The 25,851-nt window shown below is 52.5% G+C and carries 15 protein-coding genes (1 of these 15 cut by a window edge); 7 read left to right on the top strand and 8 right to left on the bottom strand.

Annotated elements, in window-relative coordinates; genetic code table 11:
* Nucleotides 1–12: 12 nt before the first annotated feature.
* A complete protein-coding gene (locus tag CA13_RS17010; RefSeq protein ID WP_419194477.1) occupies nt 13–3,111 on the bottom strand; it encodes a secretin N-terminal domain-containing protein in 3,099 nt (1,032 codons plus the stop codon).
* A gap of 367 nt (nt 3,112–3,478) precedes the next feature.
* Between CA13_RS17010 and CA13_RS17005 the strand changes: the two genes are divergently transcribed.
* The 3 genes from CA13_RS17005 to CA13_RS16995 all read left to right on the top strand — a co-directional run bounded on the left by CA13_RS17005 (nt 3,479) and on the right by CA13_RS16995 (nt 7,149).
* The gene (locus CA13_RS17005; protein WP_146398594.1) at nt 3,479–4,456 is read left to right on the top strand and encodes a 2-hydroxyacid dehydrogenase; all 978 of its coding nucleotides are present in this window, start codon (nt 3,479–3,481) and stop codon (nt 4,454–4,456) included.
* A 168-nt stretch (nt 4,457–4,624) separates the two neighbouring features.
* On the top strand, nt 4,625–5,416 hold the full coding sequence (locus CA13_RS17000; RefSeq protein ID WP_146398592.1) for an ABC transporter ATP-binding protein: 792 nt from the start codon (nt 4,625–4,627) through the stop codon (nt 5,414–5,416).
* The gene (locus tag CA13_RS16995; protein WP_146398590.1) at nt 5,413–7,149 is read left to right on the top strand and encodes a hypothetical protein; all 1,737 of its coding nucleotides are present in this window, start codon (nt 5,413–5,415) and stop codon (nt 7,147–7,149) included. The genes CA13_RS17000 and CA13_RS16995 overlap by 4 nt, the downstream gene beginning before the upstream one ends.
* 16 nt (nt 7,150–7,165) lie before the next feature.
* Here CA13_RS16995 and CA13_RS16990 read toward each other — a convergent pair whose 3' ends face one another.
* The 3 genes from CA13_RS16990 to CA13_RS16980 form a co-directional block, all read right to left on the bottom strand.
* Nucleotides 7,166–8,281: a TlpA disulfide reductase family protein gene (locus CA13_RS16990; protein ID WP_146398588.1), complete on the bottom strand. Its 1,116-nt coding sequence runs from the start codon at nt 8,279–8,281 to the stop codon at nt 7,166–7,168.
* Nucleotides 8,282–8,573: 292 nt separating this feature from the next.
* A complete protein-coding gene (locus CA13_RS16985; protein WP_419194476.1) occupies nt 8,574–9,602 on the bottom strand; it encodes a S1C family serine protease in 1,029 nt (342 codons plus the stop codon).
* A 79-nt stretch (nt 9,603–9,681) separates the two neighbouring features.
* Nucleotides 9,682–10,776, bottom strand: a complete 1,095-nt coding sequence (locus tag CA13_RS16980; RefSeq protein WP_419194475.1) for a S1C family serine protease — start codon at nt 10,774–10,776, stop codon at nt 9,682–9,684.
* Nucleotides 10,777–10,977: 201 nt separating this feature from the next.
* Between CA13_RS16980 and CA13_RS16975 the strand changes: the two genes are divergently transcribed.
* The gene (locus CA13_RS16975; protein ID WP_419194474.1) at nt 10,978–11,910 is read left to right on the top strand and encodes an NAD-dependent epimerase/dehydratase family protein; all 933 of its coding nucleotides are present in this window, start codon (nt 10,978–10,980) and stop codon (nt 11,908–11,910) included.
* 102 nt (nt 11,911–12,012) lie between these two features.
* Entirely contained in the window at nt 12,013–12,816 is an 804-nt protein-coding gene (locus CA13_RS16970; RefSeq protein WP_146398584.1) for an MBL fold metallo-hydrolase, read from the top strand.
* A gap of 54 nt (nt 12,817–12,870) precedes the next feature.
* Here CA13_RS16970 and CA13_RS16965 read toward each other — a convergent pair whose 3' ends face one another.
* Nucleotides 12,871–13,716 carry a LamG-like jellyroll fold domain-containing protein gene (locus CA13_RS16965; RefSeq protein ID WP_146398582.1) on the bottom strand — a complete coding sequence of 282 codons (846 nt, stop codon included), beginning with the start codon at nt 13,714–13,716 and terminating at the stop codon, nt 12,871–12,873.
* 288 nt (nt 13,717–14,004) lie between these two features.
* The gene (gene gcvP / locus CA13_RS16960) at nt 14,005–16,986 is read right to left on the bottom strand and encodes an aminomethyl-transferring glycine dehydrogenase (protein WP_146398580.1); all 2,982 of its coding nucleotides are present in this window, start codon (nt 16,984–16,986) and stop codon (nt 14,005–14,007) included.
* A 228-nt stretch (nt 16,987–17,214) separates the two neighbouring features.
* On the opposite strand from gcvP, the gene CA13_RS16955 reads away from it, so the two are divergent.
* Both CA13_RS16955 and CA13_RS16950 read left to right on the top strand, forming a co-directional pair.
* Nucleotides 17,215–18,300, top strand: a complete 1,086-nt coding sequence (locus CA13_RS16955) for a glycosyl hydrolase (protein ID WP_419194473.1) — start codon at nt 17,215–17,217, stop codon at nt 18,298–18,300.
* A 15-nt stretch (nt 18,301–18,315) separates the two neighbouring features.
* The gene (locus tag CA13_RS16950) at nt 18,316–19,440 is read left to right on the top strand and encodes a sialidase family protein (RefSeq protein WP_146398576.1); all 1,125 of its coding nucleotides are present in this window, start codon (nt 18,316–18,318) and stop codon (nt 19,438–19,440) included.
* 27 nt (nt 19,441–19,467) lie between these two features.
* Here CA13_RS16950 and CA13_RS16945 read toward each other — a convergent pair whose 3' ends face one another.
* Together CA13_RS16945 and CA13_RS16940 are read right to left on the bottom strand one after the other, a co-directional pair.
* The gene (locus CA13_RS16945) at nt 19,468–21,051 is read right to left on the bottom strand and encodes an adenylate/guanylate cyclase domain-containing protein (protein ID WP_146398574.1); all 1,584 of its coding nucleotides are present in this window, start codon (nt 21,049–21,051) and stop codon (nt 19,468–19,470) included.
* A gap of 113 nt (nt 21,052–21,164) precedes the next feature.
* On the bottom strand, nt 21,165–25,851 hold the 3' end of the coding sequence (locus CA13_RS16940; RefSeq protein WP_146398572.1) for a CARDB domain-containing protein. The gene runs 26,399 nt beyond the window's last position; only the last 4,687 of its 31,086 coding nucleotides appear in the window; its start codon lies off the right edge, out of view; it ends in the stop codon at nt 21,165–21,167.

The raw sequence follows: 25,851 nt of genomic DNA, 5'->3' as shown, positions 1-25,851 counted from the left end.
TGATTGCGGTTATCAACGTCCGCCCCGCGAGCCGCCTCCTGGTCCACCTCGCGAACTGCCACCACCTGACGGTCGACCACCGCCACCTGACGGACGACCGCCGCCAATGCTGCTGCCGCCGGGTCTGCCGCCTTGCATCGAGCGGAACATTTCAATGCGTCTGCGGATCTCATCCGAACTCGGACTACCGCTGGCAGCGGCAGAACTACCGGTGCTTCGCGATGAAGATGACGAGCCGGATGAACCCGATGTCGTTGTGTTGGCCGAGGCGCCTAGCACTGATTCAAGAGCTTGGCGTACGACGTCGGCTTTAATGTTGCCTTTGAGCGTTACCACTTCGACGCTCTCCTCGGTTTGCATTCCACCCTCGTCCAGTGCCAAAACCAGTTGCTGGACTTCTTCAAAGTCTTGGGGCGTCGCCGTGACCACTAACGAATTGCTTCGCTCGTCCACCGCAACGATGATTTTGGATGGTTCACTTTGAGCGGCTTCTTTTCCGCCACCACGACCGCCACCACGTAAAGCTGCGATAAAATCTTGCGGGCTTGGTTGTCCGCCGCCGCGTCCGCCTCCACCTGATGAGCCGTCATTCATTCGATCTGCAAAGACTCCTTTGACAACTTCCGCAACGCTACTTGCATCTTGATAGATCACAGGAATCAATCGTGGCTTGGCTGTGACTTCGACATCCTCGGGACTTTCTTGAATGTCTACTTTTTGCAGTATCATTTCAATCATTTGCAGGTCGATAGCATTGGCTTGAACGATCAATGCATTCAAACGCGCATCGGGAACAATACTGACCGAACCTGTCGATGTCAGAACCGATTTGGCAGCGGATGAATCGCCACCACCGCCTCCCATGCCCATCAGTCCAAGCATTCCGCCACCGAGTCCCCCGGTGATGGATTCGGTAACCGAGGAAAGTGAACTGTCACCACCGCCGAGAATGCTCGAGACCAATTCGGCGGTGATATCGGCCTTGGCATACTTGAGCCAAAAAATGGTTGGCAAGTCCGATGCGTATGCGGTCGTTGACGAAAACGATTCCATCAAGGCCTCAAAAGCATCTAGCGCTTCGGTATCTTCGGAGGCGATAATCATTCCCGCAGGCGAAAATTGCACCACGATATCGGCACCATGAAAATCAAACGTCATCGATGGTGGATCCGATGGCGGTGTTGCCTCGTCGGCTTGGGTCGTAACCAGTGATTCGCTGCGAAACGGGTTCGCCGCGAAATCAGGTGCGTCGGTCGTCACGGGATTCGCTGGCAATTTGTCCGTTGTGGGCGATGGTTCTTGCTGTGGCTTGGGATGAATCCGTCGCTCTGGCATTCCACCACCTTCGGATGTTCGACCATTCGAGGGACTGATCGTGCGGATTTGGTTGCCACGTCCAAGTACCGACCAAACATCTTTGACCTGCTGCAAAGCGTCTTCCGCTGCTTGGCCGCTGTAGGGAAGGACGCGTACTTTGTCACTCAGAGCGCCGAGCGCATCATTGCCTTCAAGTTCGCTGATCAATTTTTCGACCATGGCGATTTGCTCGGCCGAACCACGAATCCATAATCGATTCGTGGCGGGATCGCCGTCAACGGTTGGGCCTTCGCCCCCCGTTTCACTGACGCCAAAGAATTTGTTGATCGTTAGCAAAGCGGATGCCGGATCAAGCTGTTTGAGTGTGATGACTTTGAACTCTTGGCCACTTCCTTCTAGTTTTGCAATTGTCGCTGCGACCAACGCTTGGGTTTCCGGACGAGCGTATGAAACGATCGCATTGGTTTTGGGATCAATAGCGATCCTCGCATCGGGAGTCCCCGCTAACAAGGTTTGTAACACATCAAAAACCGTCGCTGAATCAGCTTGAGTAACCGTATGAGTTTCAAATACCGGTAGCGTCAATTCCGCCGAACCATCGGTATCGGCGGTTACTAATGGTGTGTCAGCCTTTGCGACGATGCTCTCCAATAGGCTAACTTTGCCGGGCAAGCCAGTCGCGTAGATGCGTTCGCCGTAGAGACCCACCGAAATGCGAATCGACTCGTTCGAATTTTGTCCGGCGTCGAGCTCTAACAGTGGCCTCGCGATTTCGAGTACTTCGTCCGCACCACGATTTTTGAGCACGATTTCCGTCACATCCGATTCCGCCTTCTTGGCGTTATCCAAAAGCTCACGGATAGCCAACAGCTTTCCTACCGTTTCGGTTACTTTCACTTGCCTTGCACTATCGAGCACAATGATGCGTCCCCATGGACCAATCAATTGAGCCAACTCTTGTCGAGCCGCATCGGGCGTAAGACTGCCGAGCGGAAAGACGCTGCTGACGATGTCGCTTTGGCTGCGATCATCAAGTTGATCAAGACTAACAAGCTCCGCCATTTCGCTGATTAAATTCGCAGCATTGTCTACTTCTAAATCAATCAGTAGGAGCATCCGACCACGTCGCACCAACGCGTAGCCGCGGTCGAGTAGCAAGCGATTGAGAATGTCGAGACTCTCCGAAACGCTGTAGGAACGCGTTGGATCGGAAAAGTTAACAGTGCCAGCTGGGAATCGGTCGATTTGTAGCGAAAGATCGGCTTCCTCGGCTAACCAATTCAGCACATCGTTCCAACTTGTACCGGTGAAATTGAATACTAATTCACCCTTCTCTCCGATTTGCCGTGAGACCACTGGGTAGGAATTTACAGCAGGCAAACCAGGCATAGCGTCGGCAACAGGCACGTCCGGTGTGGGCACGTCCGGTGTGGGCACGTCAGCAACAGCGCCCTCTGTGTCAGGAATTTCACTCCCAGCGATTTCACTCCCAGCGATTTCACTCACGGGCACCGCCACTTCCGCTTCTTCGGCTGCCGGTGGATCTGCTTCTGCAGCTTCGGGTGTGTCTGCAGGTGCGGGTGTTTCGGGTGCGGGCGTTTCGGGTGCGGGCGTTTCAGCCGCAGCGGGTACATCTGCAGCAGGGGCCTCGGTTGTGGGTGCGTCCATAACTGGGACGTCTGCCGCAGGCATTTCGGCAACAGGGAGCTCATTGGCTTGCTGTGCCAACCCAATCGGCGGGCTCAACCAGAACGCCATGACGGAATATGCGACGCAATAGAGGTGACTTTTCATGCTCAAAAACGGGGCCGTTTGAAGAAAACGAGACGGATTAGTGGAATTGTCAGTGATTTGGACAGGGGGAATTAGATGCCATCATAGTTGCCCTGATCGATTTTCCCGCTCAAAGACCGCGAAACACTACTCAATCGCGAACAAATTAGAACGAAAATGCGGGCTAGGCGGCCTTCCTCTCTTTAACCCTGCTCGTGGCCAAGAGTTTCTATCGCTTATCGTGTTTCTTTGACAACGCACTTACCCAGCTGCTCTGGGGGTCTCGATAGTCACTCTGCAATCGGCTAGCTACAATCGGTGCCAATCATTTTCAACCACTGATTGAGTACTTTTTTCCCCTTGGTGGGAATTTGAAGGGAGTCCCACGATGCCGAACCGACCGACCGTTTTTCTTACGGGACCGTTGCCGCCCGAATGCATGCAGCGGCTCGCCGACAGCACGAATTTCCAAGTCAATTCGCTCGGCCGTGACTTGACCAAATCGGAGCTAATCGAAGCGGTCCGCCAAGTGGATGCGCTGATTTGTTTCTTGACCGACAAAGTGGACGCCGATGTGTTATCGGCCAACCCGAACTTGAAGGTTGTCGCAAACTATGCGGTTGGGTTCAACAACATCGATGTTGCTACAGCGACCGAGCGTAAGATCGCGGTTACCAATACGCCGGATGTGTTGACCGATACGACCGCCGACATGGCGTGCGCGTTGATCTTTTCCGTCGCCCGCCGCGTGGTAGAAGGCGATCGGTTGGTTCGGTCGCGTCGTTGGAATGGCTGGGCCCCACTGCAACTACTGGGCACCGACATTATGGGGGCAACAATCGGGATTATCGGCACTGGTCGAATCGGTCGCGCAGTCGCAGAACGCGCCAAGGCGTTCCGGATGAATGTCGTCTATTGGAACCGAACTCGACTCGATCCAGAGACTGAATCAAAGCTCGGCATTCGTTATTGCGAACTTGGCGAGCTGCTTGGCGAGAGCGATTTTGTTTCACTGCATCTTGCCTACAGCAACGAGACACACCATTTGATCAACGCGGCAAGACTTTCCCAAATGAAGCCATCGGCCTACTTGATCAATACCGCAAGAGGCGCGGTTGTGGACGAAAAGGCGTTAGTCAAAGCACTGACGCAGAAGACGATTGCCGGTGCCGGTTTGGACGTGTTTGAGCATGAACCCGCGCTTGAACCAGAGCTTTACGAAATGGACAACGTCGTGATCACGCCACATCTAGGGAGTGCAACGACTGCGACGCGGACGATGATGGGTGATATGGTGATCGAAAATTGTCTCGTAGCTTGCGCGGGAAATCGGCCACCGAATTTGGTCAACACGTCTGTTTTTTAAGAGAGCATCGAAAGCTCGGAATCCGGATAACCGGAACATTCTTACTTTGACAGGCAATGGCCCGTTTCAAAACGAGCCACTGCCAAGCGGATTGCTACGACTCAATCACTTCTGCGAGCTAATCTTTGCCGTCGTTGTTGATCGCTCCCGCCTTTGGCCCACCTAGACATGATTGAAGTTCACGCTTTACGAAAAATTTACGACCATCACTTGGCCGTTGATAATGTCTCGTTTCAATTGGAACCTGGACAAATTTGTGGGCTTGTTGGTCCCAACGGTGCTGGGAAGACATCCGTGATGCGATGTTTGGCCGGATTGATTCCCGCTTCTGCGGGAACGATGGCGGTCGCAGGCTATGACGGTCAACGCGATTTGATCGAACTGAAGCGTCACTTGGCTTATGTTCCTGATGATCCGCCATTGTTTGACGATCTGTCCGTCGGACAACACCTCGAATTGATCGGTCGCCTTTATCAAGTACCAAGCTTTCACGACAAAGCGTTGCGTCTGCTCGAGACTTTTCAGTTGACCGACAAGCTCGACGCCGGTGCAACCACCTTGTCTCGAGGGATGCGTCAAAAGTTGGCCGTTTGCTGTGCCTACTTATTCGACCCGGCCGTGCTGCTGCTCGATGAGCCCATGACGGGACTCGATCCACCCGGGATCCGAGAACTCCTGGCGTCGGTGCGAAGTCGAGCAGAAACGGGGGCGACCGTGATGATTAGTAGTCACTTGCTGCCCATGATCGAAGGTATCTGCACCCACTATTTAGTAATGAAACAAGGCGAGCTGAAGTTCTTCGGCACCGCTGCGGAATTGCGGCAGCGGTACATCGGCACCCGATCACTCGAAGAAGCTTACTTTGCCGCTATCGACGAACAAACGGATCGCCACGAAGTTGACTTGGGCAATGATCCCAATCGTGCATGCGAACCGCGAGTGATGGAAGTTGTCGCATGATACCTTGTGAATCCAAAGAGACTTATGAATCCAAAGGTAATAGTAACTGGGACCCAATCGGACTTCATTCACAACTCGGTTGGTTGACTGCGGCACGCAGCCAGTTTCGGTTTCGCCGAACGATCGATCGACTGTTATCGCCCAGGCGAATTCTAGCGACCGTTGCGGCGGCTGTGTTTGTGATCGCCTATTTACTCTACGGCATCTTGGTCCTATCGCATCGAGCACCAGCCGATCCCGATCGACTTCGTTGTTGGCTATCCGGCGGGATGGTGTTATACGCGATCTACCACGCCGTGCGGTGCTTGTGGTCGGAATCGGTTGACGACCTTGAAATGACCGCCGCTGAATGTCTTTGGCTTGGAGGCGCTCCGCTGCGACGGTCGACCATTGCCGTTTATCGCATCACCAATATTGTTGCCGCCACAGCAGCGAAGACGGGTCTACTTGCCGTCGTGATTGCGGGTGACGTTGCCCATATTGAGCTTTTGATGCTCGGTGTGTTTTGTTCGTTGTTGATGCTCGACATCGTTCGGCAAATTTTTCAAATCTTCGCCAGTGGTTTGGACGCAAGGTCAAGACGATTCGCCAAAGCAGCAATTGTTTGTGTTGTCATCGCATTGAGCTTTCAAATTCTTGGTCGCTTGATAGCGATGACTCCGGTCGATTCGCCAACGTTGGTGTACGTCTTCAATACCTTCCGCGCGATCGGCGAGACTGCTGAATGCGGAACGATCCAGATGCTTGCGTTACCGTGGATTTCTTCGGCATCCGTGGCCGTTGCCGATCACTACGGCATCTGGGCAGCATTGTCAATTCTCTCGATTGCCGTGACAGTACCTGCATCTGTTTGGTTACTTGTGAAGACCGATAAATGGGCGCAAGTCCAACAGCGATGTCGAGAGCAACGATTGTTGGCACAGCACGCTTTGATGAAACCGAATCGTTCGAAGACCGCAGCCAACTCCTTTGCACTTGCATCTCTTCGCCATTCCAACCTGATCGATGGCGTTTCCGCGAAATGGAGTGACCTAGTCCCGCTGCTTTCGCGTCAATGGAAAAGCATGGTGCGGTATCGCGGAACGATATTGTTTAGTTTTTTGATTCCAACGATTTTGTGTTTGTCCCCCTTGATCGCCAATCAAGTAACCGAGCAATGGCTGTTTGTGGTTGGGGGAGTTGGGCTTTGCACGATGTTGCTCGCACCACCAGCCTTGCGGCTCGATTTTCGACGCGACCTGCTGCGAATGCAGTTGCTCAAATCACTTCCCGTTCGCCCGTTGTCGATGGTGATGGGGCAATTGTCGATTCCGATCGCGATCACTTGGGGGTTCCAATTTCTCACCATTACGATCGCAGCCATGGTTGTTCAAACGGGTTTCCAGCAATGGTTGTTGTGGACCGCGATGATGGCGGCACTTGCTGTGTTCACGTTTGCTGTTGAAAACGCTTTGTTCCTCGCCTACCCGCATCATCCCCATCAACAGGGGCTTTCGATGATGATTCGGGCCAAGTTGACGTTCTTGGGGAAGGCGACTTTGATCGCCGGATCGATCGCGATACTTGTTTTGTGGGCAAGCCTTTGCGGGAGCATTTTTCCCGCATCGATCCAGAAATTCGCCTTTATCGGCGGAGCGATCATGGCGACGTGGGGCGTCGCCATTTTGGCTGTCTTTGTAACGACTTGGTGTTGGCGACGGTTTGATCTGTCGTTCGATCTACCGCCGCAATAACCGCAGTATGCACCAACTACTCGGCTTCTTGCTCTTCGGTCAATTCATCGAGGAATAGCTGCATCCGTTTCTTTTGGTTTCCTTCGCTCAACTCGACTGCTTGCTTTTGGAATTCGACGGCTGCGTCCAACTTCTCATCGATTTGTGAGAGTTGAGCCAAGATACTAAAGATGAGTGGCTTGACTTCGGCGTCGGCTTTCTCGACGGTTGGTGCGAGTGCATCGACAGCGTCTTTGGCGAGAGGACCAATCTTGCCACCTTGTTGCACCACGCCGACGAGAGAATAGCCAAATTGAGCAAGCGACATTGGGTCGCCTTCCATTCGCTTGATTTGTTTACGGTAATAAACAACGACATCGTCATCGAATTTGCCAGCTGAAAGAAGCAGGCTGTAGCGGAAATCACTTAAGTTGGCTTTCATGTTTTCGTCTTCGGTTACCGCAACCTCCTGCTCGATTAATTTGATCGCTTCCTCAAATTTGCCTTGTCCGGCCAACATCGAAATTTGTTCCATGGTTTGTTGCAATCGTTGCTGCGACTGGTAAGCCTTCTTAAACGCGTCGCGATCCCAATCTCCTTTGACCACCTCCGCGAGTGGTTCTTCCAATTCCATCGGGTGTCCAATCCATTCGATTTGACCTGACTTGCCGACGATGAAGGATGTAGGAATTCCGTTCTGGTTTGCTGCTTCCATGTAGTCGCGGTGCGATGATCGGTCGGGGTCGGTCGTCAACGAATAGGCCGAAGTGATTTCGTCGAATGTCTTTTCTTCCTCCGGGTTTTCGTTCTTCAAAAACTCTTTGATCTCTTCAGGGTCTTCGTCCGAGATGCTGACAATTTGGACGTTCTCACCACGATATTTGTTCTGAAGTTCAGCCAAATGGGGCATGCTCATTACGCATGGACCGCACCAAGTCGCCCAAAATTCAACCACATAGACGTTGTCTTTTTCAAATTCGTTGACCGGCTTAAAAAAGCCTTTGCCATCTTGGAGCCAATGTTCGATATCGAGTGCGGGAGCTTTGGTTCCAATTTCGAGTTCTGCTTCGGCGCGGACATCCGAGGGCGAAACGGTTGCAATCGTACCGAGAGCCAAGGCGACAAAGAGTGAACGGAAAACAACTGATTTCATCGGGAAATTCTCAAAGTGATAGCTGGAATACCGCCTGATTTGTTGTCTCGGCGGCGGAGTGGGTCGAAAGAGCGTAGCGGTTCGGCGGGACTCTGGCAAGGAAATGGTCTTCATCCCGATTTCCCCGCCAAGGCAGCCAATGCCAAGACAGCCAATGGAGTTCAAATTGACACAGAGTCGCAAATACGACGAAGGAAGCGGCGTGCTGTCTTGCTTTGCTTCGCTTCCATTTGTGCCAAGATCGGCCGAGCCAGAGCGGTTTTGTGGCTGGATCTCGGGAAAGGTGACACACCTAATTCGCTGAGGCGCGTGCTTCTTGAAGCATGCTGACCAATTCGGGAAGCACCAGCGACGAAGGCAACGCATAGCTGACCACGCGACCGGCACGAGCAATATTCACACCGATCACTCGGCCCGAAGAATCCAATACAGGGCCACCACATTGGTCGGGGGCCAATACCGTATCATGCTGGAAAGCGCGATCAAAACCACTCAATCGAGCGTTTCTCGGACCGTTGACTCGCGAGTCGTTTTCGGTTTCCTGCAAGACGCCCAATTCGCGAATCCCTGCGTTCATTTCCATGGTGTTGCCACTTCGCAAGATCGTTAATTGGACGCTTTCTCCGGGGAACATTCGGCCAAGTGTTTGGATGACGTTCTCGCTTGAAAAGACTTCTTGACCGTTGATTGCAATGATCCGGTCTTCGGGTTCGATCCCTGCTTCGTCGGCTCCGCTGTCACGCCATACTTCTTGGACACGGGCACGGCCGTCACTCCCCTGACGAAGCACGACGCCCAGACGTCCCTTATGTTCAACACGTCTGGCTAAAACGCCCAAGCTGCCAATACCAATCGGGCGTCCGGTTCGGCCAGCACTGATCACAAAGCTACCGATTGGAGGAGTTTCCGTATCGAAATCAACCGGCTTGAAATCAAATTGAGCATTGACCTTTAATAACGCCAAATCGTTGGATCGTTTGACCGCAGCAACGCGAGCGGGCAAGACGCGATTGTCGAACATGCGGACGCGAATCGGGTCCGCACTCAGTTCGCTTCGTTTCGTCAGAACATAGCCATCCGCACTGACAATCGTCCCAAGTGCAACAGGGCGTCCATTGCTGAGGATTTCGACGACCGATGAATTGACCGAGTCGAGGATCGGACGAACCAACTGCATCATCTCGCCATTGTCACGGCGGTTTGATATGCGAACGTTGAAACCTTGACGCAGCCACTCGGGCGTCCGCGATTCTTGACCTTGCGCGGAAGTACCGCAAACACAAATCGCTGCCATCAGCAGTATTACAAGGGATGTCCTCAAATGATCTCTCCGTCTGGTCCGCTAATTTGTTTACCCCAAAAGGCTGGCAAAACCCTGCCCGCCACTATCCAAATCCCTACTACTCGACTCGACCAATTTCAACGACACGGCGGAGACGCTCTTGGCCTCGGCTAAGCCAAACTTCCACTCGCTCTCCTGGCATTGTATCGGAGACCGCTTTTGTCAGCGAATGAAAGTCGGTGATCGCTATTTCCCCGAATCGTTGGATGATGTCGTCTTTGCGAATGCCCGCTTCGTCGGCTGGCGAACCTGATGCAACGCGAAGAATTTTGGCCACGCCTGTTGATTGGTTCCCCGATACGCCAAGCATCGGTTTGAAACCATCTAAATAACCCCACGCTTCGGCCGACGCTAATTGCTTCCAATGTGTATCGTAATGGTCTACGGGGACATGCAAATTGTCGGCGACATCATTACCGATGCGGCTATGAACCGCGATCAATCGACCTTCAATATCAAATAGCGGCCCACCGCTATCACCACCAATCAAGGCACAATCGGTCACGATCTTGTCATCTTCAACCGATAGGATTCGTCCTACCCGAGTGACCGGGCCTCGGCCACGGTCGTAGCCGCCAGGATGTCCCATCGCGATGCACCACATTCCTGGAACCAAGTTCTCGCTCGTTCCGAGTGTTGCGTGGGGCCAATCGGCACCTCCGTTTTGACCAGCGTTGATTTTGATCAAACCCGCGTCGACACTTCGATTGAGTCCCAACGTGGTTGCCGTCACAATCCGCCCATCGGACATCTTAATCGTCGCTGATTTGTTGGGACGCATGGCGACATGAGCGGCTGTCAAAATGTACCCCGTATCGGTCACAATCACGCCGCAACCCTGAGCGGCTCCGATTTGGACGCTGACGGTACATTGCGAGGCCAACTTGGCAATTTTTCGCTGCTGTTGCTCCAGGATTCGCAACTCCGTCAACGATGAAGGTGCACCGCCATGCCGAAGCAGCTTTTCAAGCGACTGGGGAACGGTCGCTGCCGTCCCTACTGATGATGCCGTATTCCCCACGAAATCCTGAGCGACCGTCGTCGGCGGATCGACGTGATGGATCAAACCAATCGCGATGAAAATGCAGCCGCACAGAATGCCGTAAAGTCTTGCTCGGGCTTGGTTTTCGTTACGGTATAGTATCCGATACAATCTCGATCCTTTAATGATTTCGAGGCTTAGGGCCATCGTGGGCCAATGCCGAAAAAACGGGCTTGTGGAAAAGGTGTTGATAAGCTGTCGGCGGCTTGTTGGGATCGCCTAAAGGCTTTTCCCCTAGAAAGGGGGTGTCGTAAATCCCAATCTGTTCCTTTCGAAGCCTTATTGTAGCTTGCGAAGCAAGAAGAGGAAAATTTGTCTCCTAAATTCCCCCCATATGACTACCGGGATCCCGTTCCGCCAGGCAGATTGCCGAGCAGATCGCCGTGTACCGGTTTGCGGATTTTGGTCGTTGGTTGCGGCTACCTTGGGACGTCCGTTGGGCGTATTTCGGCCAATCAGGGTGATATCGTCTACGCGACAACCCGCAATGCATCAGGTGCCGTCCGACTCCGAAACGCTGGATTTATTCCCGTTGTAGTCAATTGGACGGACCGCAGGACACTTCGCTCGTTGCCGGAAGTCGACCGAATCGTGGTCGCCGTCAGCTACGATACCTCCAGCCGAATGACGCGATATGAATCTCAAGTGGGGGGGCTTCGGAATTTGCTCCAAGCGACACCCGCTAAAGTGAACCTTTGTTACATCAGCACCACGGGTGTTTACCACCAAACCGACGGAAGTTGGGTCGACGAACGCTCACCCACGTTTCCAACGCGGCAAGGAGGAGTCGTCCATTTGCAGGCCGAAGAGCTCCTGCATCGATATCGCCCCGACTCCCCTTGGACGATCCTCCGCCTCGCTGGCATCTACGGTCCCGGTCGCGTCCCCCGGATCGCCGATGTCATTGCTGGTCGTTGCATCGCGTCGAACCAATCCGGTTTCCTAAATTTGATTCATGTCCATGATGCGGCCCGAGCCGTACGTGCTGCATTACAAAACGCCCCCAATCGCCTCTATGCCGTTTCGGATAACCAACCGATGCGACGATCCGAATTTTATCGTGAAATTGCTCGCCAATGCGGTGCCCCGATGCCTTCGTTTCGATCGCCGGATATCAATTCTTCGAAACAGCTGCGTTCGGAAAGCAACAAACGAATATGGAATCGACGATTAAGAGCCGACTTGCTGCCGAAGCTACTCTATCCCACTTACCGCGATGGACTTGTCCAGGTACTCTCGACCTAAGGGGTTACCGCTATTGGATGGTCTACTTTAGAATCGGTCTGCTTTCGTGTCGCACAAAGCGAAAACCTTCATTCCAGTATCACTTATCAAACTCGCGATCTCATGCAAAAACGCAAACCGATCTACCCTGGCATCATCGAGCTCAACTTCCAAGCTGGAGAAGTGTTTGGCTGCAACGTCTACCTTGTCTATGACCAAGATGAATGGATTCTCATTGACATCGGCTATGAGGAAACGGTTGAAGATTTTATCGAGATCATCCGTCAGATCGATTTTCCTCTTTCACGTTGCAAGACGTTGGTCGCTACGCACGCCGATGTCGATCACATCCAAGGACTTGCCAAAGCAAAACAGATTTTGAAGACCACAGTCACCGGTCATCCCAATGCAGTTCGTCCTCTGAAAGAAGGCGATACTCTCGTCACCTTAGCCGAGATCGAAGCGCAGAACCTGAAAATGGATATGCCGCCCGTCGACGTCGAACACGAAGTCAACGATGGCGACATCATTCGCGTTGGTAACTTGGAACTCGAAGTTTGGCACACTCCCGGTCACACCGATAGCCAACTCGCCTTTCGCCATGGCGACATTCTTCTAAGTGGTGATAACATCTATCGCGACGGATGCATTGGTGCAATCGACGCGCATCACGGCAGCGATATCAAAGCATTCGTCAAATCGCTCGAACGTATCCGTGATAGCGATGTCAAATGGCTGGCACCGAGTCACGGTCCAATGTTTGCCAATGACAAAGACTTCATGAACCGAACGATCGACCGCGTGCGAGGTTATTTGGAAATGGCTGACTTCGGAACACTCGCGGAAAGCTGGCCTCTGATGGACCAGTGGGACGATGAAGTCGCCCAAGGGAAACTGCCCGAAGGATTGGGAGTCAACGAGGCGTAATGAATAATTAGGTTTGTCATGTTTGCACTGCGAGCAATGACGACACTAGGCTTGTCAATTAGCCAATACGCCGCGAGGTCTTTCGCCTTGGCCACGTGGCATGTAGTTGGTGCCATCCGTTGCACTTCTAGCTGTCGGAAACCTTCGACGATAGGCCAGCGTGCCGATGCCACAGAGCAACATCAATGCAGTACTGCTAGGTTCTGGGACTGCAGACGCTAGGCTCAACACTTGGCTTTGGCTCAACGCATTGTCATAGATTCGTACATCATCGATCAAACCTTCGACATCGCGAACTTGAAGTAAATTGTTTCCACCCCAAGACGTTCCGATCCGCAGCGTTCTTCCGGAGGGTGCCGCAGTCCAAGTGTAGGGGAGAGTGTTCTCAAGATTTCCATCGACGTAAATCAGCAAGTTTGATGCGTCTTTCACCCCTGTAATGTGATGGAATTGGTCATCATCGATTAGCGTTGTTGAGCTCACAACATGGAAGGTGGAATCATCGCCGAATACTAAAGCAATGGATCCGTCGGGATTCGTCTGTAATGCCCACCCTTTCTGATCCACGAAGCCGTGACTGCTATCGATAATCAATCGCTGAATGCCCACGGTATCGGGAATCTTCAACCATAACGAAACAGTTAGGATCGCCGGTTCAAGATCGGAGGAGTTGGCAATACGAATGTCATCATTATTCCCGTCGAACGAAAACGCCTGTCCGTGGACACCCGTGGCAAAAGTCGTGTTGCCAGTCGGGCCGCCGTGATAATCATTGCCCGACGAGTCATTGAATGTTCCATCGCCTGTATAGTGGGCAACCAAAGCACCACAGCAGACATTGGAAACCGCCAAGAATAGAATTGACGCCGAAAACGCTGAGACGAAGAATCTAGTACGCATAGGTGGACTCCCTTTAGCCCTGTAGGAGTGTATGCGATGTCGATGCAGAATGCAAGAAAAGAGTGCAGCAAAACCGCTGTAGTGAGTTTTTTCGGCCCAGTGTCTCGCCTCTGAATTTTTGACATGAGAGCGAACGGATTGATTTCACAAATCTGGAAACCGAGTGCCGCCATCCAGCAAACGGCTAGGTGGAACGCGGATCGCAACCTAGCAGATGGGGCGATCGAGCATCTGCTCAACGGGGGCTACTCGCGAACGAGGTTCTGACGGAAGCCCCATTTCGATGTCTCATTCGGAAGAGACATCTTCGACCGACGGGCAGGTGCAGATCAAATTGCGGTCGCCGTAGGTGTTGTCGATGCGGCCGACTGTTGGCCAGAACTTCGCATCACGTAACCACACTTTGGGCCATGCCGCTTGCTCACGGGTGTACGGGTGAGACCAATCATCGCTGCCGATCGCATGCACAGTGTGTGGTGAATGCTTCAGCGGGTTGTCATTGCGATCCATCTCGCCTCGTTCGATCGCAGCGATCTCTTCGCGAATCGAAACCATCGCGTCACAAAAACGATCTAGCTCGTCCTTCGATTCGCTTTCGGTCGGCTCGATCATTAGCGTTCCCGCGACGGGCCACGACATTGTTGGGCCGTGGAATCCGTAATCCATTAACCGCTTGGCGATATCATCAACCTTCACGCCTGCTGACTTGTCAAATTCGCGGAGATCGACGATGAACTCGTGTGCTACACGACCGTTTGTATCCGTATAAAGAATGTCAAAGTGATCGCTCAAACGTTTCGCCATGTAATTAGCATTGAGGATGGCGACTTGAGTCGCTTTCTTAAGTCCCGCGGAACCCATCATTGCAATGTAGACGTAACTGATCGTCAAAATGCTCGGGCTTCCGTACGGTGCAGCCGATACAGGGCCAATCGCGAATTCACCTGCGGTATCGGGTCGCTCGACGGGATGACCTGGCAGGAATGGCAACAATTGCTCGGCAACGCCGATCGGTCCCATGCCGGGTCCGCCACCGCCGTGCGGGATACAGAAGGTTTTGTGAAGATTCAAATGGCAAACGTCGGCACCGATTTTTCCTGGACTTGTTAAACCGACTTGTGCGTTCATGTTTGCACCATCCATGTAGACTTGCCCACCGTGATTGTGAATCACATCGCAAACTTCGCGGATAGTGGATTCGAATACTCCGTGTGTGGACGGGTAGGTGATCATCAGGCATGACAAGTGATCGTTATTTGCTGCCGCTTTCGCTTTCAAGTCGTCAACGTCGATATCACCTCGTTCGTTGCACTTCACCGCGACCACTTTCATTCCCGCCATTATAGCCGACGCGGGGTTCGTTCCGTGTGCCGAAGTCGGGATCAAACAGACGTTGCGCTCGTTTGCATGACCCGCTTTCTTTGCCATGTGTTCGTGGTAGGCACGAATGACAAGCAATCCCGCGTATTCGCCTTGCGCGCCTGAGTTCGGTTGCAAACTGACCGCGGCAAATCCGGTTACTTCGCAAAGCCATCGTTCAAGCTCGCGGAACATTTGAGTGTAGCCTCGCCACTGAGTATCCGGCGCGAACGGATGCAAAAGTGAAAACTCGGGCCAAGTCACTGGGATCATCTCGCTCGTTGCATTCAACTTCATCGTGCATGAGCCAAGTGGGATCATCGAATGTGCGAGCGATAAATCGCGGCCCATTAATTTGAAAATATACCGCAGCAATTTCGTCTCGCTGTGGTAGGTGTTGAACACTTCTTGCTGCATAAATGGGCTCGTTCGCGTTAGCGATCCGAAATCGAGCATTCCATCGGCCTCGGCTTCGGCCATTAGCTCGTCGATGTCGAATCCTGTGTAGTGACCAAAGTTGAATGCGGCAAGTAAGTCCGCAACCAACGCGCGATCGGTCGTTTCGTCGAGCGTTACCCCGAGCGTCCCGTCAGCGTATTCACGCAAATTGATGTTTCGTTCGCGAGCGGCATCGGCGACTTGGCGTGCGGCATGGATGCGGCCTTTTCCCAAGCGAATACGGATCGTGTCGAAGACAGGGCCTGCGTCGAGAGTGCCATGGCCGAGTCGTTCCAGTCCCTTGACTAAGGCCGATGCGAAGCCTTGGGTTCGCAGTGCGATTTGGCGAAGTCCATCCGGTCCGTGATAGACGCCGTAGAATGAATTGATAATCGCCAACAGTGCCTGCGCAGTACAGATGTTACTGGTTGCTTTGTCGCGGCGAATGTGTTGTTCGCGTGTTTGAATCGCCATGCGCAAGGCGCGGTTGCCATGGGAATCTTTTGATACACCGATAATTCGGCCTGGTAATTTACGGGCGTATTGTTCATGCGTTGAGATATACGCAGCATGCGGCCCGCCGAGCCCCATCGGTACACCGAATCGCTGTGTACTACCGATGCAAATGTCGGCTCCCCATTCACCGGGTGGTGTCAACATGGTGAGTGCCAAAATATCCGCTGAGGCAACGACAAGGCATCCATGCTCTTTTGCCTTGGCCGCCAATTCGTGATGGTCTTCGATTCGCCCGTCGGTGGTCGGGTATTGAAGAAGCAATCCGCAAAGCCCCCCTTCGCCGTGTGCAAAATCAATCTCGCTGGTCGGCCCGATCTTCAAATCAACGCCAAGACAAGTTGCTCGCGTTTGCAGCAGAGCAAGCGTTTGCGGATGGCAATCGTCGCTAGCCCAGAAGCCTGTTTTCTTATGCGATGCGATCGAAATACACATCCCCATCGCTTCGGCCGCAGCCGTTGCTTCATCCAATAAGCTCGCACCGGCAAGTGGCAACTCGGTTAGTTCGGCGATCATCGTTTGGAAATTGAGCAGTGCTTCAAGGCGACCCTGAGCGATCTCGGCTTGGTAAGGCGTGTACTGAGTGTACCAACCGGGATTCTCAAGCACGTTTCGCAAAATCACCGGCGGGGTGATCGTGCCGGTGTAGCCCATTCCGATGCATGAGCGGTAGACCTTGTTCTTTTGCGCGATGACTTTAAGAGACGATAAAAACTCGCTCTCGCCACGAGGTGCTGGGATTTCCAAATCATGGTCGAGCCGAATTTCCGCCGGTACGGTTGCGTCCGATAATTCGTCGAGTGTCGAAAAACCGAGTTGGCTCAGCATTTCGGTGATAGCGGATTCGGAAGGCCCAATATGCCGGCGGATAAACCCATCGGCAAAATCAAGCCGACTCTGCGGATCGGCGTCTCCGAGATGAGAAGTGGGCGAAGAAATATTGGGTGGAGCAATACTCATGATTTTCGTTCTGGATCGAGGGCGATTGGACAATTTCGCGGGACCAAATTCGGGGGCCAACGGCAAAGCAGCCTCAATGGTAAATGGACAACCGCTACTGTGTCAGTGGGCGACAGCGAAGAAATAATTGCTCCGAGCACACTGCGAGGGATAAACCGTCATTGTAAGATCAAAGACAACGTGATCACCATCACAAAGAACCGTTACAAAGAATCAAGAAAACCTTTAATGAAACGCAACTTTTTGAGAGTAAGACCTTTCCTTGTGGTCGTTCTACTTTCTGGCCTGACTTCCGGTTTGCTTGACGTCACCGAACCAAGTCCCCAAACGGATGCGAGGTCAAAGTCCGATGCAAACTCGCCAATCCAAGGCAACGTCGCCCCAAAGCAAACCCAAGGGCCTGTGAATGGTAAGTTCAAGCCACTGTCAAATGCTGGGGCTTCCGCCGAGGCACGCGAGCTTTACGGATACCTGTGCGGGCAAGAGGGCAATGGGATCTTGGCGGGACAACAAGAATCGACCTGGGTGCGAGGAAATCCTGAGGATGAAATGGAATACATCCAAGAACACACTGGCAAATTGCCTGCGATTCGTGGACTTGACTATATCGCTTACAACGGAGTCACCGAGCGGTCGATCCAGTGGTGGAATCGAGGCGGCATTGTCTCGATTTGTTGGCATTGGGGAGCACCGTCAAAAGGGATGGGATACCGAGCCAGTAAATTGGAAATTGATGTCGAGCAGGCTCTCACACCGGGAACGCAGCTCAATCGCATCTTGATCGCTGACCTCGATCGTACCGCTGAGGAACTGTTGAAATTGAAAGAAGCTCGTGTGCCTGTGTTGTGGCGTCCCTATCACGAACTCAATGGTCATTGGTTTTGGTGGAGCAAAGCAGGGCCGGATGCACTCAAACGTCTTTGGAAATTAATGTACCAGCGGTATACGCAAAAGTTCGAACTCGATAATTTGATTTGGGTGTTCGGATTCACGTCGACGATTGACGCTAAGTGGTATCCCGGTGACGAATTCGTGGACATCATTGGAGCCGACACGTATGACCCTGGGCCACATGCGGAAATGTACCAATCGCTCAAGCAGGAATTCGGTAACCGAGTATTGACATGTCTGCACGAGTGCGGGCCGATTCCTGCCCCTACCGAACTACAGAAAGGAACGACCAATTGGTCATGGTTTCTGACTTGGCACACCAAGCACATTAAATCCCAGAATACGATCGAAGCAATCCGGGAAATATACAATCATCCTTATGTCATCACGCTCGATGAGCTTCCTGCTTTTTCGAAACACTAAGTATAAAGAGAAAAATTGAAATCACGTGAACAATGGGTGCTAGCTCTAGCCGTACCAATACTGAGTTTATTGTTTTGCATAAGTGCTTCGCTTGCTTCGAATTCGCTACCTCGTATCGAGTGGGACGCTAGCTCAATTGAGTTGTTGCAGAGGGGAGCTACCTATGGACGAATGGAACGTGCGATGGACGGTGCTCTGTTGTGCTGTTTCGAGAAACGTGGTCGCTCTTATGTAATACGCAAGGAATCCGGTGCGAACGACTGGGGCGATCCGGTGATGGTCGGCGATTTTCGTGGCGGTGCCGCTGCAAATCCAGAACTATGCGTTCTACACGACGGCCAAGTTTTTCTGTTTTGGAACGAGCGTCCACGACAGCAAGAACGTGAACTACGATTCACGATTCGGTTAAGTCGTAGTCGCGATGGTGGACGAACCTGGCAACCTCGACCGGAGCCGATCTACATTGCAGGGAACACATCGACCGAAGGATGCTGGGAACCAGCTGCTATTCAAATGCCTAGTGGCGAAATTCGCTTGGTATTCGCAAATGAATTTTTGGTGACATCCGATTCGCCGAATTCGGATATCCGCCCACAGGAAATAAAAATGATGACGTCTACGGATCAGGGGGAGACGTGGACCGAGGGGCGGCGAGTATCGTTTCGCCCTGATCATCGCGATGGGATGCCAGTCCCTGTTCTACTCGAAGGCGAGCAAATGGTGATCGCGATCGAGGACAATGGTGTCGTTGATTCGCTCGCGGAAAAACACGTTTTTCGCCCCGCAATCGTCGATCCTCAGTCGTCTAGCCGCTGGGAAGCGTTGGTTGTTGATTCGCCATCGGCGTGTAGCATCGCAGCTCCCTACATCGTTCGCCTCCCGTCGGGGGCAACCTTGTTGTCGTCGCAAAGCAACGAAGATGACCCTTCTCATACGCGAATGGTGGTGTACGTGGGCGATGATCATGCCAGGGATTTTTGCAATCGATCGCTTCCGTTTGGTTTGCCACCGAAGGCTAACTGTAAATGGAATTCGCTTTTTGTCTTGAATGAAGATCACGTGATCGCAATTAGCAACACCACCATTGACGGTGTATCGGGATTGTGGTGCGTCACGGGCAAAGTGGTGCCCCACCCATAGTCACCAACTCCTGCTAACCTGCGTTACTTACCGAGGCGATGGTAGTTGCGGTTTTGCTTTGACACCAAAAATTTTCAGTGGCACGCCTTTGCCTTTAACCAATTGCGGAGGTAGTGATTCCACCTGACATTCATCGGGCAATTGTTGCCGCGTCGCTTCGGTGATCACTAAATTGTGTCCGACAAGTTTGGTCAACGATTCAACTCGTGCGGCTACATTCACGGTATCGCCAATCGCCGTATACTCTTGGCGTTTGGGCGACCCGATGCTGCCAACGACGGCGGGACCCGTATTGATTCCAATCCCAATTTGCAGATCAGGCCATCCGGCGTCCGCAAACTTTTCGGTCGATTCTTCCATGCAGCAAAGCATCGCCTGTGCCGCTTCCACTGCTCGGTTGGCATGAGCGTCCGTTATCGTCCCTGCGCCGAACAGAGCCATGAAACCGTCACCAAGGAATTTGTTGACCATTCCGTCATGAGCTTCGACAATTTCCACGGCTTCACGGAAAAAGACATTCAAAGCCGTAACAACCTGTTCGGGAGCGTGAGTCGATGAATAGGCTGTGAAATTCCGGACATCCACAAACATGACCGAAATCATCTGTTCTTTCCCGGCAAGACGATCGCCTTGACTCATGATTTGCCGTGCTGCCTCTTCACCCACGTGACGACCGAAGGTTTGTTGTAATTGTTCTCGCTCACGCAATCCCTCGACCATCGAGTTGAACCGCTCAATCAGTAAGCCAAAGTCATCAGCGCGAAGCAGGTTGACTCGGACGCTCATGTCCCCATCGGCCACTCGCATCGCCGCATTCATCAGTTGCCTCAACGGCGTTGCGACCAATTTTCCAAGCATCCAGCTTGTCGTCAGTCCAAACAAAACGGCGACGACTCCTACCGCGACCGCGAACCGCGGCATTTGCTGGGAAGCGTCCGGTACAAGCAGAAGCAGAACGATCGAGACGACCGGACAGACTACCGCTGAAAAAGCCCACAAAACGCCTCGAGCGGTAATGTTCAGCGGCAGCGTCCCAGGGACATTGGCAGGAACGGTGTTTTGGAAAATGACAGGAAACAAAGCTTTCTGGATCGTCAATTCGACTGCAAAAAAACTGTGAGTGACCGCAATCAGCGAGGCGACGATAAAGGACACATTCAAATGAGTGACGACGTCGTCGGGCAATGGCTCTGGTACCGCGCGAAGTGCCGCCGGGAAAACGGGAATGCAAATCAGCCATCCCGCCGAAGCGACCGCTAAGAACCACCAAGGTAAGTTGATTACTAAACGCTGTGCCTTTTCGAGCAAGTGAGGTTCAATTGATTGGCCGTCCAGTAGACGGCGGTGAATTGGCCGAAGCCATAGCAGTGGAATCAGAAAACACGAAATCGCAACCGGGTAGACCGCCATGTTGAACCACTGCCAACATTGGTCAAACCGCTGCATTTGAGCTTCGGACAAGAATGGCTCAATCTGCGTTTGGTTGTATAGGATGTTGAAAATACTGCCGATCGCATTTGCAATGACCGGTGAAACGCAAACAAAGAACAAACTGTGACGTTCGAGGAAGCTCCAGCGGGGCGTGTTACCAAAGTTTGGAGCGTCAGACATCAGACATCATGAGGAGAAGAGGGAATCGACAGTCGATGATTCTAGCCTGTTTCTCCCCGCCAGTGAATGTCGCTGACCGATAATATTCATGGACGTATGAGCGATAGAGGAATCTAAAGCTCCGACAAGTCCAAAAGGGCTTGGTCGATCGATTCCGGTTCCATTGTGCTGCGCCGCGTCATTTCGTTAATCACATCGAGTGCATCTCCTGCGGTCAATTTGCCGTCCCCGTTTACGTCGACGTAGGGTGCGGGATAGACATTGTCGGAGACCATTGGCAATTCCCCCGTCGCGCGATTATGGATTCGTGCGTCGGTTAATTCGTTGATGATCGCCAAAGCATCGTTTGCGGTAACGTCCCCTTTTCCGTCGACGTCGAACCGCAATGCGGGATTCTGCCATTCGGGTTGTGCCGGATTCGCTTGTTCGTTCAGCCGGTTGATTACCTCCAATGCATCGAGAGCGGTCAACCGTCCATCGCCGTTCACATCATAGAACGGTGGTGGACCCACGGTATCGGTGATTGGGAACAACTTGAAATCATCGAGAACGTCATGGACCGTGATGTCACTCATCTCGTTAATGATTGCCAGTGCATCGGCTGCTGTTACTCCATTTTCGCCGTCGACATCGAATCGGTTGACGGGGTTTTGCCACGTGATTGCGCTGACCGCGTCCAACGCGATGTTGCTGACCTGGGCACTACTTGCGTCATCGCCGAATCCAATCAGGTCAAAATACAATGTCGCTGTTTTACCGCTGGCCTCGGCCGGAATCGACACTGTCACATCGATCGACTCGGTCGCTAGATTGACCGTGTCGCCGCTGGAACTAACCGCAGACACGCGAACCGAATCAGCAAAACGGATTTCGCCGTCTGCGCCCACATTCAACAAAGCATCGCCACCTGGCAATCCCTGCATTTCATCCAGTAGCGAGAGCGACGTATTCGAATCCAGCAAAGCAACTTCAAATGCTTCCGGCGGATGCGAGCCACCGATATCAAGCGAAACACCGCCTAGTGTAAACGTAATCGTGTTTGCTCCATCCGGAACGACGAATGTCTGCGAAAGACTGCTTAACATTCCCACGTCTTCGCTGATCGTAGCCATGCCATCAGCAACCGCTACATCACCGATCGTCGTCCAAGACACGTCGCCGGAGTTCGATACTGAAAGCAGTGGTGTGGATTCACCGGCGAAAGTCGCTGACGTCTCTGATTGCTCGGCCTCTCCAGAGAAACTTATTAGCGTTGATGGTTGTTCTGAAACTAGCGATGAGGTCGATTCGACCGGCTCAGCCGCAATAGGCAGCGAGGGGTTGAACAAAGCATCGGGTTGGTCCGTTTCGTTTGTTGGAAGCGAACCTGAAGCTGCGGGCGACTCACCCTCGGGCGGAGGGCCATCATCGTCTTTGATGACAAATTCGATCTCGATCGGTTTGACGGATTTACCCTCAGGCAGACCTTCCAATGTAACAACGCCAACAAAGCTTTCATCTCCTTCAGCATCAGAATCATTGATCAGACCGCTTACAAAAACGCTTGCGATTCCATCCTTAACCGTTCCGCCCAATGTCGGCGTGGACGAGAACACGCCCGTTCGGAAGTCTTCCAGTGCCGTTGCACCGTCAGTAACGACTTGTCCCGCCTTTTCGATCAGTTCGACTTTGACGCGCACATTTGCCGCTTCTTCCGGAGAAAGCCCCAGCGTTTTGGAGAGGGCGATTTCAATCTGTTCCCCGTTCGATCCTTCCGCAATCTCAATCAGCTCCTGAGTGATTAGCGTCGGAGCGGCGAAACTACAGGTGCGATCCGCGAAATTCTCAGGTATTTCACCAAACAAGGTTACTTGGTTTGCTCCACCTGAAAGCAACTTCGTCAGATTGTACGGACCAAATTCCGCCTCGCTTGAGCCGAGTAGAATCGCTTGTGCCTTCAGATTCAATGTCCCGCATGCTTGGATTGACGCCCAGGACTGATCGAAGCTTGGCGAATCGTCATCCAGTACAAGGCTTCCTTCGGCGATCGTGCCACCAAATCGGGCATCGAAGTGCGCGTGCAGTTCCGAATCGACAGTCAGTTGACCAGTTACCGACGCAATCAACGGTACGCCTACTTCCGCAGAGACTGCGGCAGTCGCTCGACCGACCGCTTTTAGCTTTAGGAACGTGTGATCGGAATCGAGTTTGACGACACCACCGTCATTCTCAAGCCCGACTCCGACGGCCCAAGTCCCTTGCAATGATGCCTCGATTGCTGCCTGGATCTCGAAGTCGATCGGAATTGCAGCTCCGAGCGCGTTGACGATTTTGCCGCCTTTCGCGATCGTAAGTGGGTCTGGATCGAAGTTGAATTCCGGAATTGCATAGGGACCCGCGACGATTCGACCGCGTGTCGGGAGATGCGATCGCGGATCAAGTTGAATCTGCGACGCAACTTTGTCGTCTTCGAATGGTCGGACATAATCAAGTACTTCTGAACCGAGGATTTGCATTCTTAGTCGCGCATCAACGGGAATCAGTACGCCCGACTCGTTGCGATTGATCGAAATGACCGCTCGCACACCGATGCCGGCGTCGACAAAGGTGGCCGCACTCTCTCCGAAAAGTGTTTCGACAGCGCCGGTGACCGCGTTAGACAATTTGAACTGAGTCGCAGATGGCAACGTCGATTCGATCTGATAGGTACCGTTGGCGGCAACGAATTCGATCGATGTATTCGCGTTGACCAGCCATTGTGGAATCGGGTCGATGTAAAGCGGTTGCTTATTGCTAAGCGGTATGTCGTCCAGTTCGACAAACACATCTGATGATGCAGCCAGACTTTGCAGACCACCGTCCGCCTCAAAAGCGTATGTTTCGTCATCAACTTTCGTAAGGGAAGCGAATGGGATCTCTGATTGCGTTTCTTGGAATTGCAAATTCGGCAAATCGTCCGCTCGCTCTAGGCCGTCAATACCCGATAACCTTCCAATAAGCTTGTAGTCTTCGGGTACATTCCCGCTCAGGAAACGAACTGCGGCATTTTCGTAAACCGTGCCGGTGGAGTCCTGTAGGTCCAATTCCCAATCCACGCGCTCCGTTGCAACAATGACCGTTGACGCGTGTGTGATTCGGACTCCATCAATGATTCCGACCATATCAAAGAGATTGTCACCGTCGCGGAGGTCATCGGAGTTCAGCTGAACATTGGGAGACCCTGAAAGAGTCCACGGCGCATCGGGTCCACCAAGGCGATAGTAATATCGATCGATTTTTCCCGGAGCACCGACGTATTGGAACGGTATCGGTGTTCCCGATCCAATTAGGTAAACACCGAATCCTTCATCGGCGGCTGCGCCTTCAAATGAGCCCGCTTGGTACTCGTATCTGATCGACTCCTCTGCCGTCAGGCTTGCCTCTGCCTCAGGCGATGGAGGTGAATTTGTATCTTCAGGGTCAAGCGAGTCCCCGATAGCTTCCTTGAGGGTTCGTTCTCTCGCGGCTTCAAATTCTTCAAGGGCTTCGTCGGGACTTTCTTGGAAATTGCCAATGAAGATCTGCTCGTCGCCAATCGGGTCCTCCGTCGGAACTGCAACTCGCAAGTCGCTATCATTGATTTCATCGACATTCGGATCTCGTAAATTGATCGGCTGCTGTCGATCGACAAAGATCGCTGACGTAGTCGGTAGGATGTTTACGGTTTGGTTACCCTTGATGTTAAAGCTGTAGGCAAGGTCGCTAAGAATTGTCGATGCTTCTAGCCAGTTCAGCAATATCCCCCCAGCCATAGTTACGTAGTGGTCCGGAAGCTCAAGGGGGTTTTCTGCACCGAAAAAGTTTTCAACCAGAAGCGCGCTTCGAGCTTTCTCGACTTCTTGTTGAGACGCAGCAGTTGCCAATTGAACGAAGTAAACTTCAAACCGGTCGAACGCTTCGCCTTGCAAATTCGATTCCAAATTGATTCCATGCATTAGACCAGTGCCGCTAAAACGGTCAAACGCTTTTAGCGTAACCTTGTCCGCGGCGCTGACCGCCTTGGTCACGTCGCGGTCTTCCTGAACTTTTTCGAGTTCTTTCTCGGTATAGTTGTCCAGCAAGCCGATGACATGTCCAACTTCGTGAGCAAGAACAGAACCAAGCCGGGAAGCTACTTTGCCAACATCAGATGCGTTCGCAAAAATCCGATCCATGAAAAGGTTGATTTCGCCAGTTCCCGTGAAAAGGCCTGCCTCTTCCATCCGAGCGACTAACTGTGTTTCGGATAATTCTTCGGTCCGGATTGATTTAACAAAGTCGTCAAATTCCTTGTATTTGAATCCGACTTGAGCGGTCCCAAGAGTACGCTTGGGCGCTAATGTGAAAGTTAGTGTGCCACTTGGTGATGTATCAGCTACCGCAGATATTACAACTGTTGTTGCGTCAGTTACCGAAACTATTTTCTGACCACTGGTAAATCCAGTACCAGTAATAACCATTCCTTTTTTCATGCCAGTAGTACTACTTACTACCAAATTAGTATCAGCGACTCCTCCAGAGACGTAGGTTGACAATTCTTGAGCACCCTGACCATCTGGGTTCGTTTCCTTTACGGATACGGAGATGTTCCCCGCGGAATTGCCATTCACGACCTCCACGTTTTCGAAATCTGAATAAACACTCTTGAACGCTTCACGAGTATTCGTAACAAATGTTTGTAGCAAGCCGAGATCGACTGCGGTTTCTCCGAAAAGATTCTTGACTTGCTCGTTCCCGCCTGCATGAAGAGTCGTTATTACGGACTCGATCGTGTCCTTCGGGAACGGGATATCGTAGTTTCCG

The sequence above is a fragment of the Novipirellula herctigrandis genome, assembly GCA_007859835.1.
Classification (GTDB): Bacteria; Planctomycetota; Planctomycetia; order Pirellulales; family Pirellulaceae; genus Novipirellula_A; species Novipirellula_A herctigrandis.
This window is presented reverse-complemented; position numbering and strand designations above follow the sequence as displayed.

Bases quoted from the DNA above. Each gene is read 5' to 3' on its own strand.
- CA13_RS17010 (WP_419194477.1), bottom strand. From the start codon at position 3,111: ATGAAAAGTCACCTCTATTGCGTCGCATATTCCGTCATGGCGTTCTGG.
- CA13_RS17005 (WP_146398594.1), top strand. From the start codon at position 3,479: ATGCCGAACCGACCGACCGTTTTTCTTACGGGACCGTTGCCGCCCGAA.
- CA13_RS17000 (WP_146398592.1), top strand. From the start codon at position 4,625: ATGATTGAAGTTCACGCTTTACGAAAAATTTACGACCATCACTTGGCC.
- CA13_RS16995 (WP_146398590.1), top strand. From the start codon at position 5,413: ATGATACCTTGTGAATCCAAAGAGACTTATGAATCCAAAGGTAATAGT.
- CA13_RS16990 (WP_146398588.1), bottom strand. From the start codon at position 8,281: ATGAAATCAGTTGTTTTCCGTTCACTCTTTGTCGCCTTGGCTCTCGGT.
- CA13_RS16970 (WP_146398584.1), top strand. From the start codon at position 12,013: ATGCAAAAACGCAAACCGATCTACCCTGGCATCATCGAGCTCAACTTC.
- CA13_RS16965 (WP_146398582.1), bottom strand. From the start codon at position 13,716: ATGCGTACTAGATTCTTCGTCTCAGCGTTTTCGGCGTCAATTCTATTC.
- gcvP (WP_146398580.1), bottom strand. From the start codon at position 16,986: ATGAGTATTGCTCCACCCAATATTTCTTCGCCCACTTCTCATCTCGGA.
- CA13_RS16955 (WP_419194473.1), top strand. From the start codon at position 17,215: ATGAAACGCAACTTTTTGAGAGTAAGACCTTTCCTTGTGGTCGTTCTA.
- CA13_RS16945 (WP_146398574.1), bottom strand. From the start codon at position 21,051: ATGTCTGACGCTCCAAACTTTGGTAACACGCCCCGCTGGAGCTTCCTC.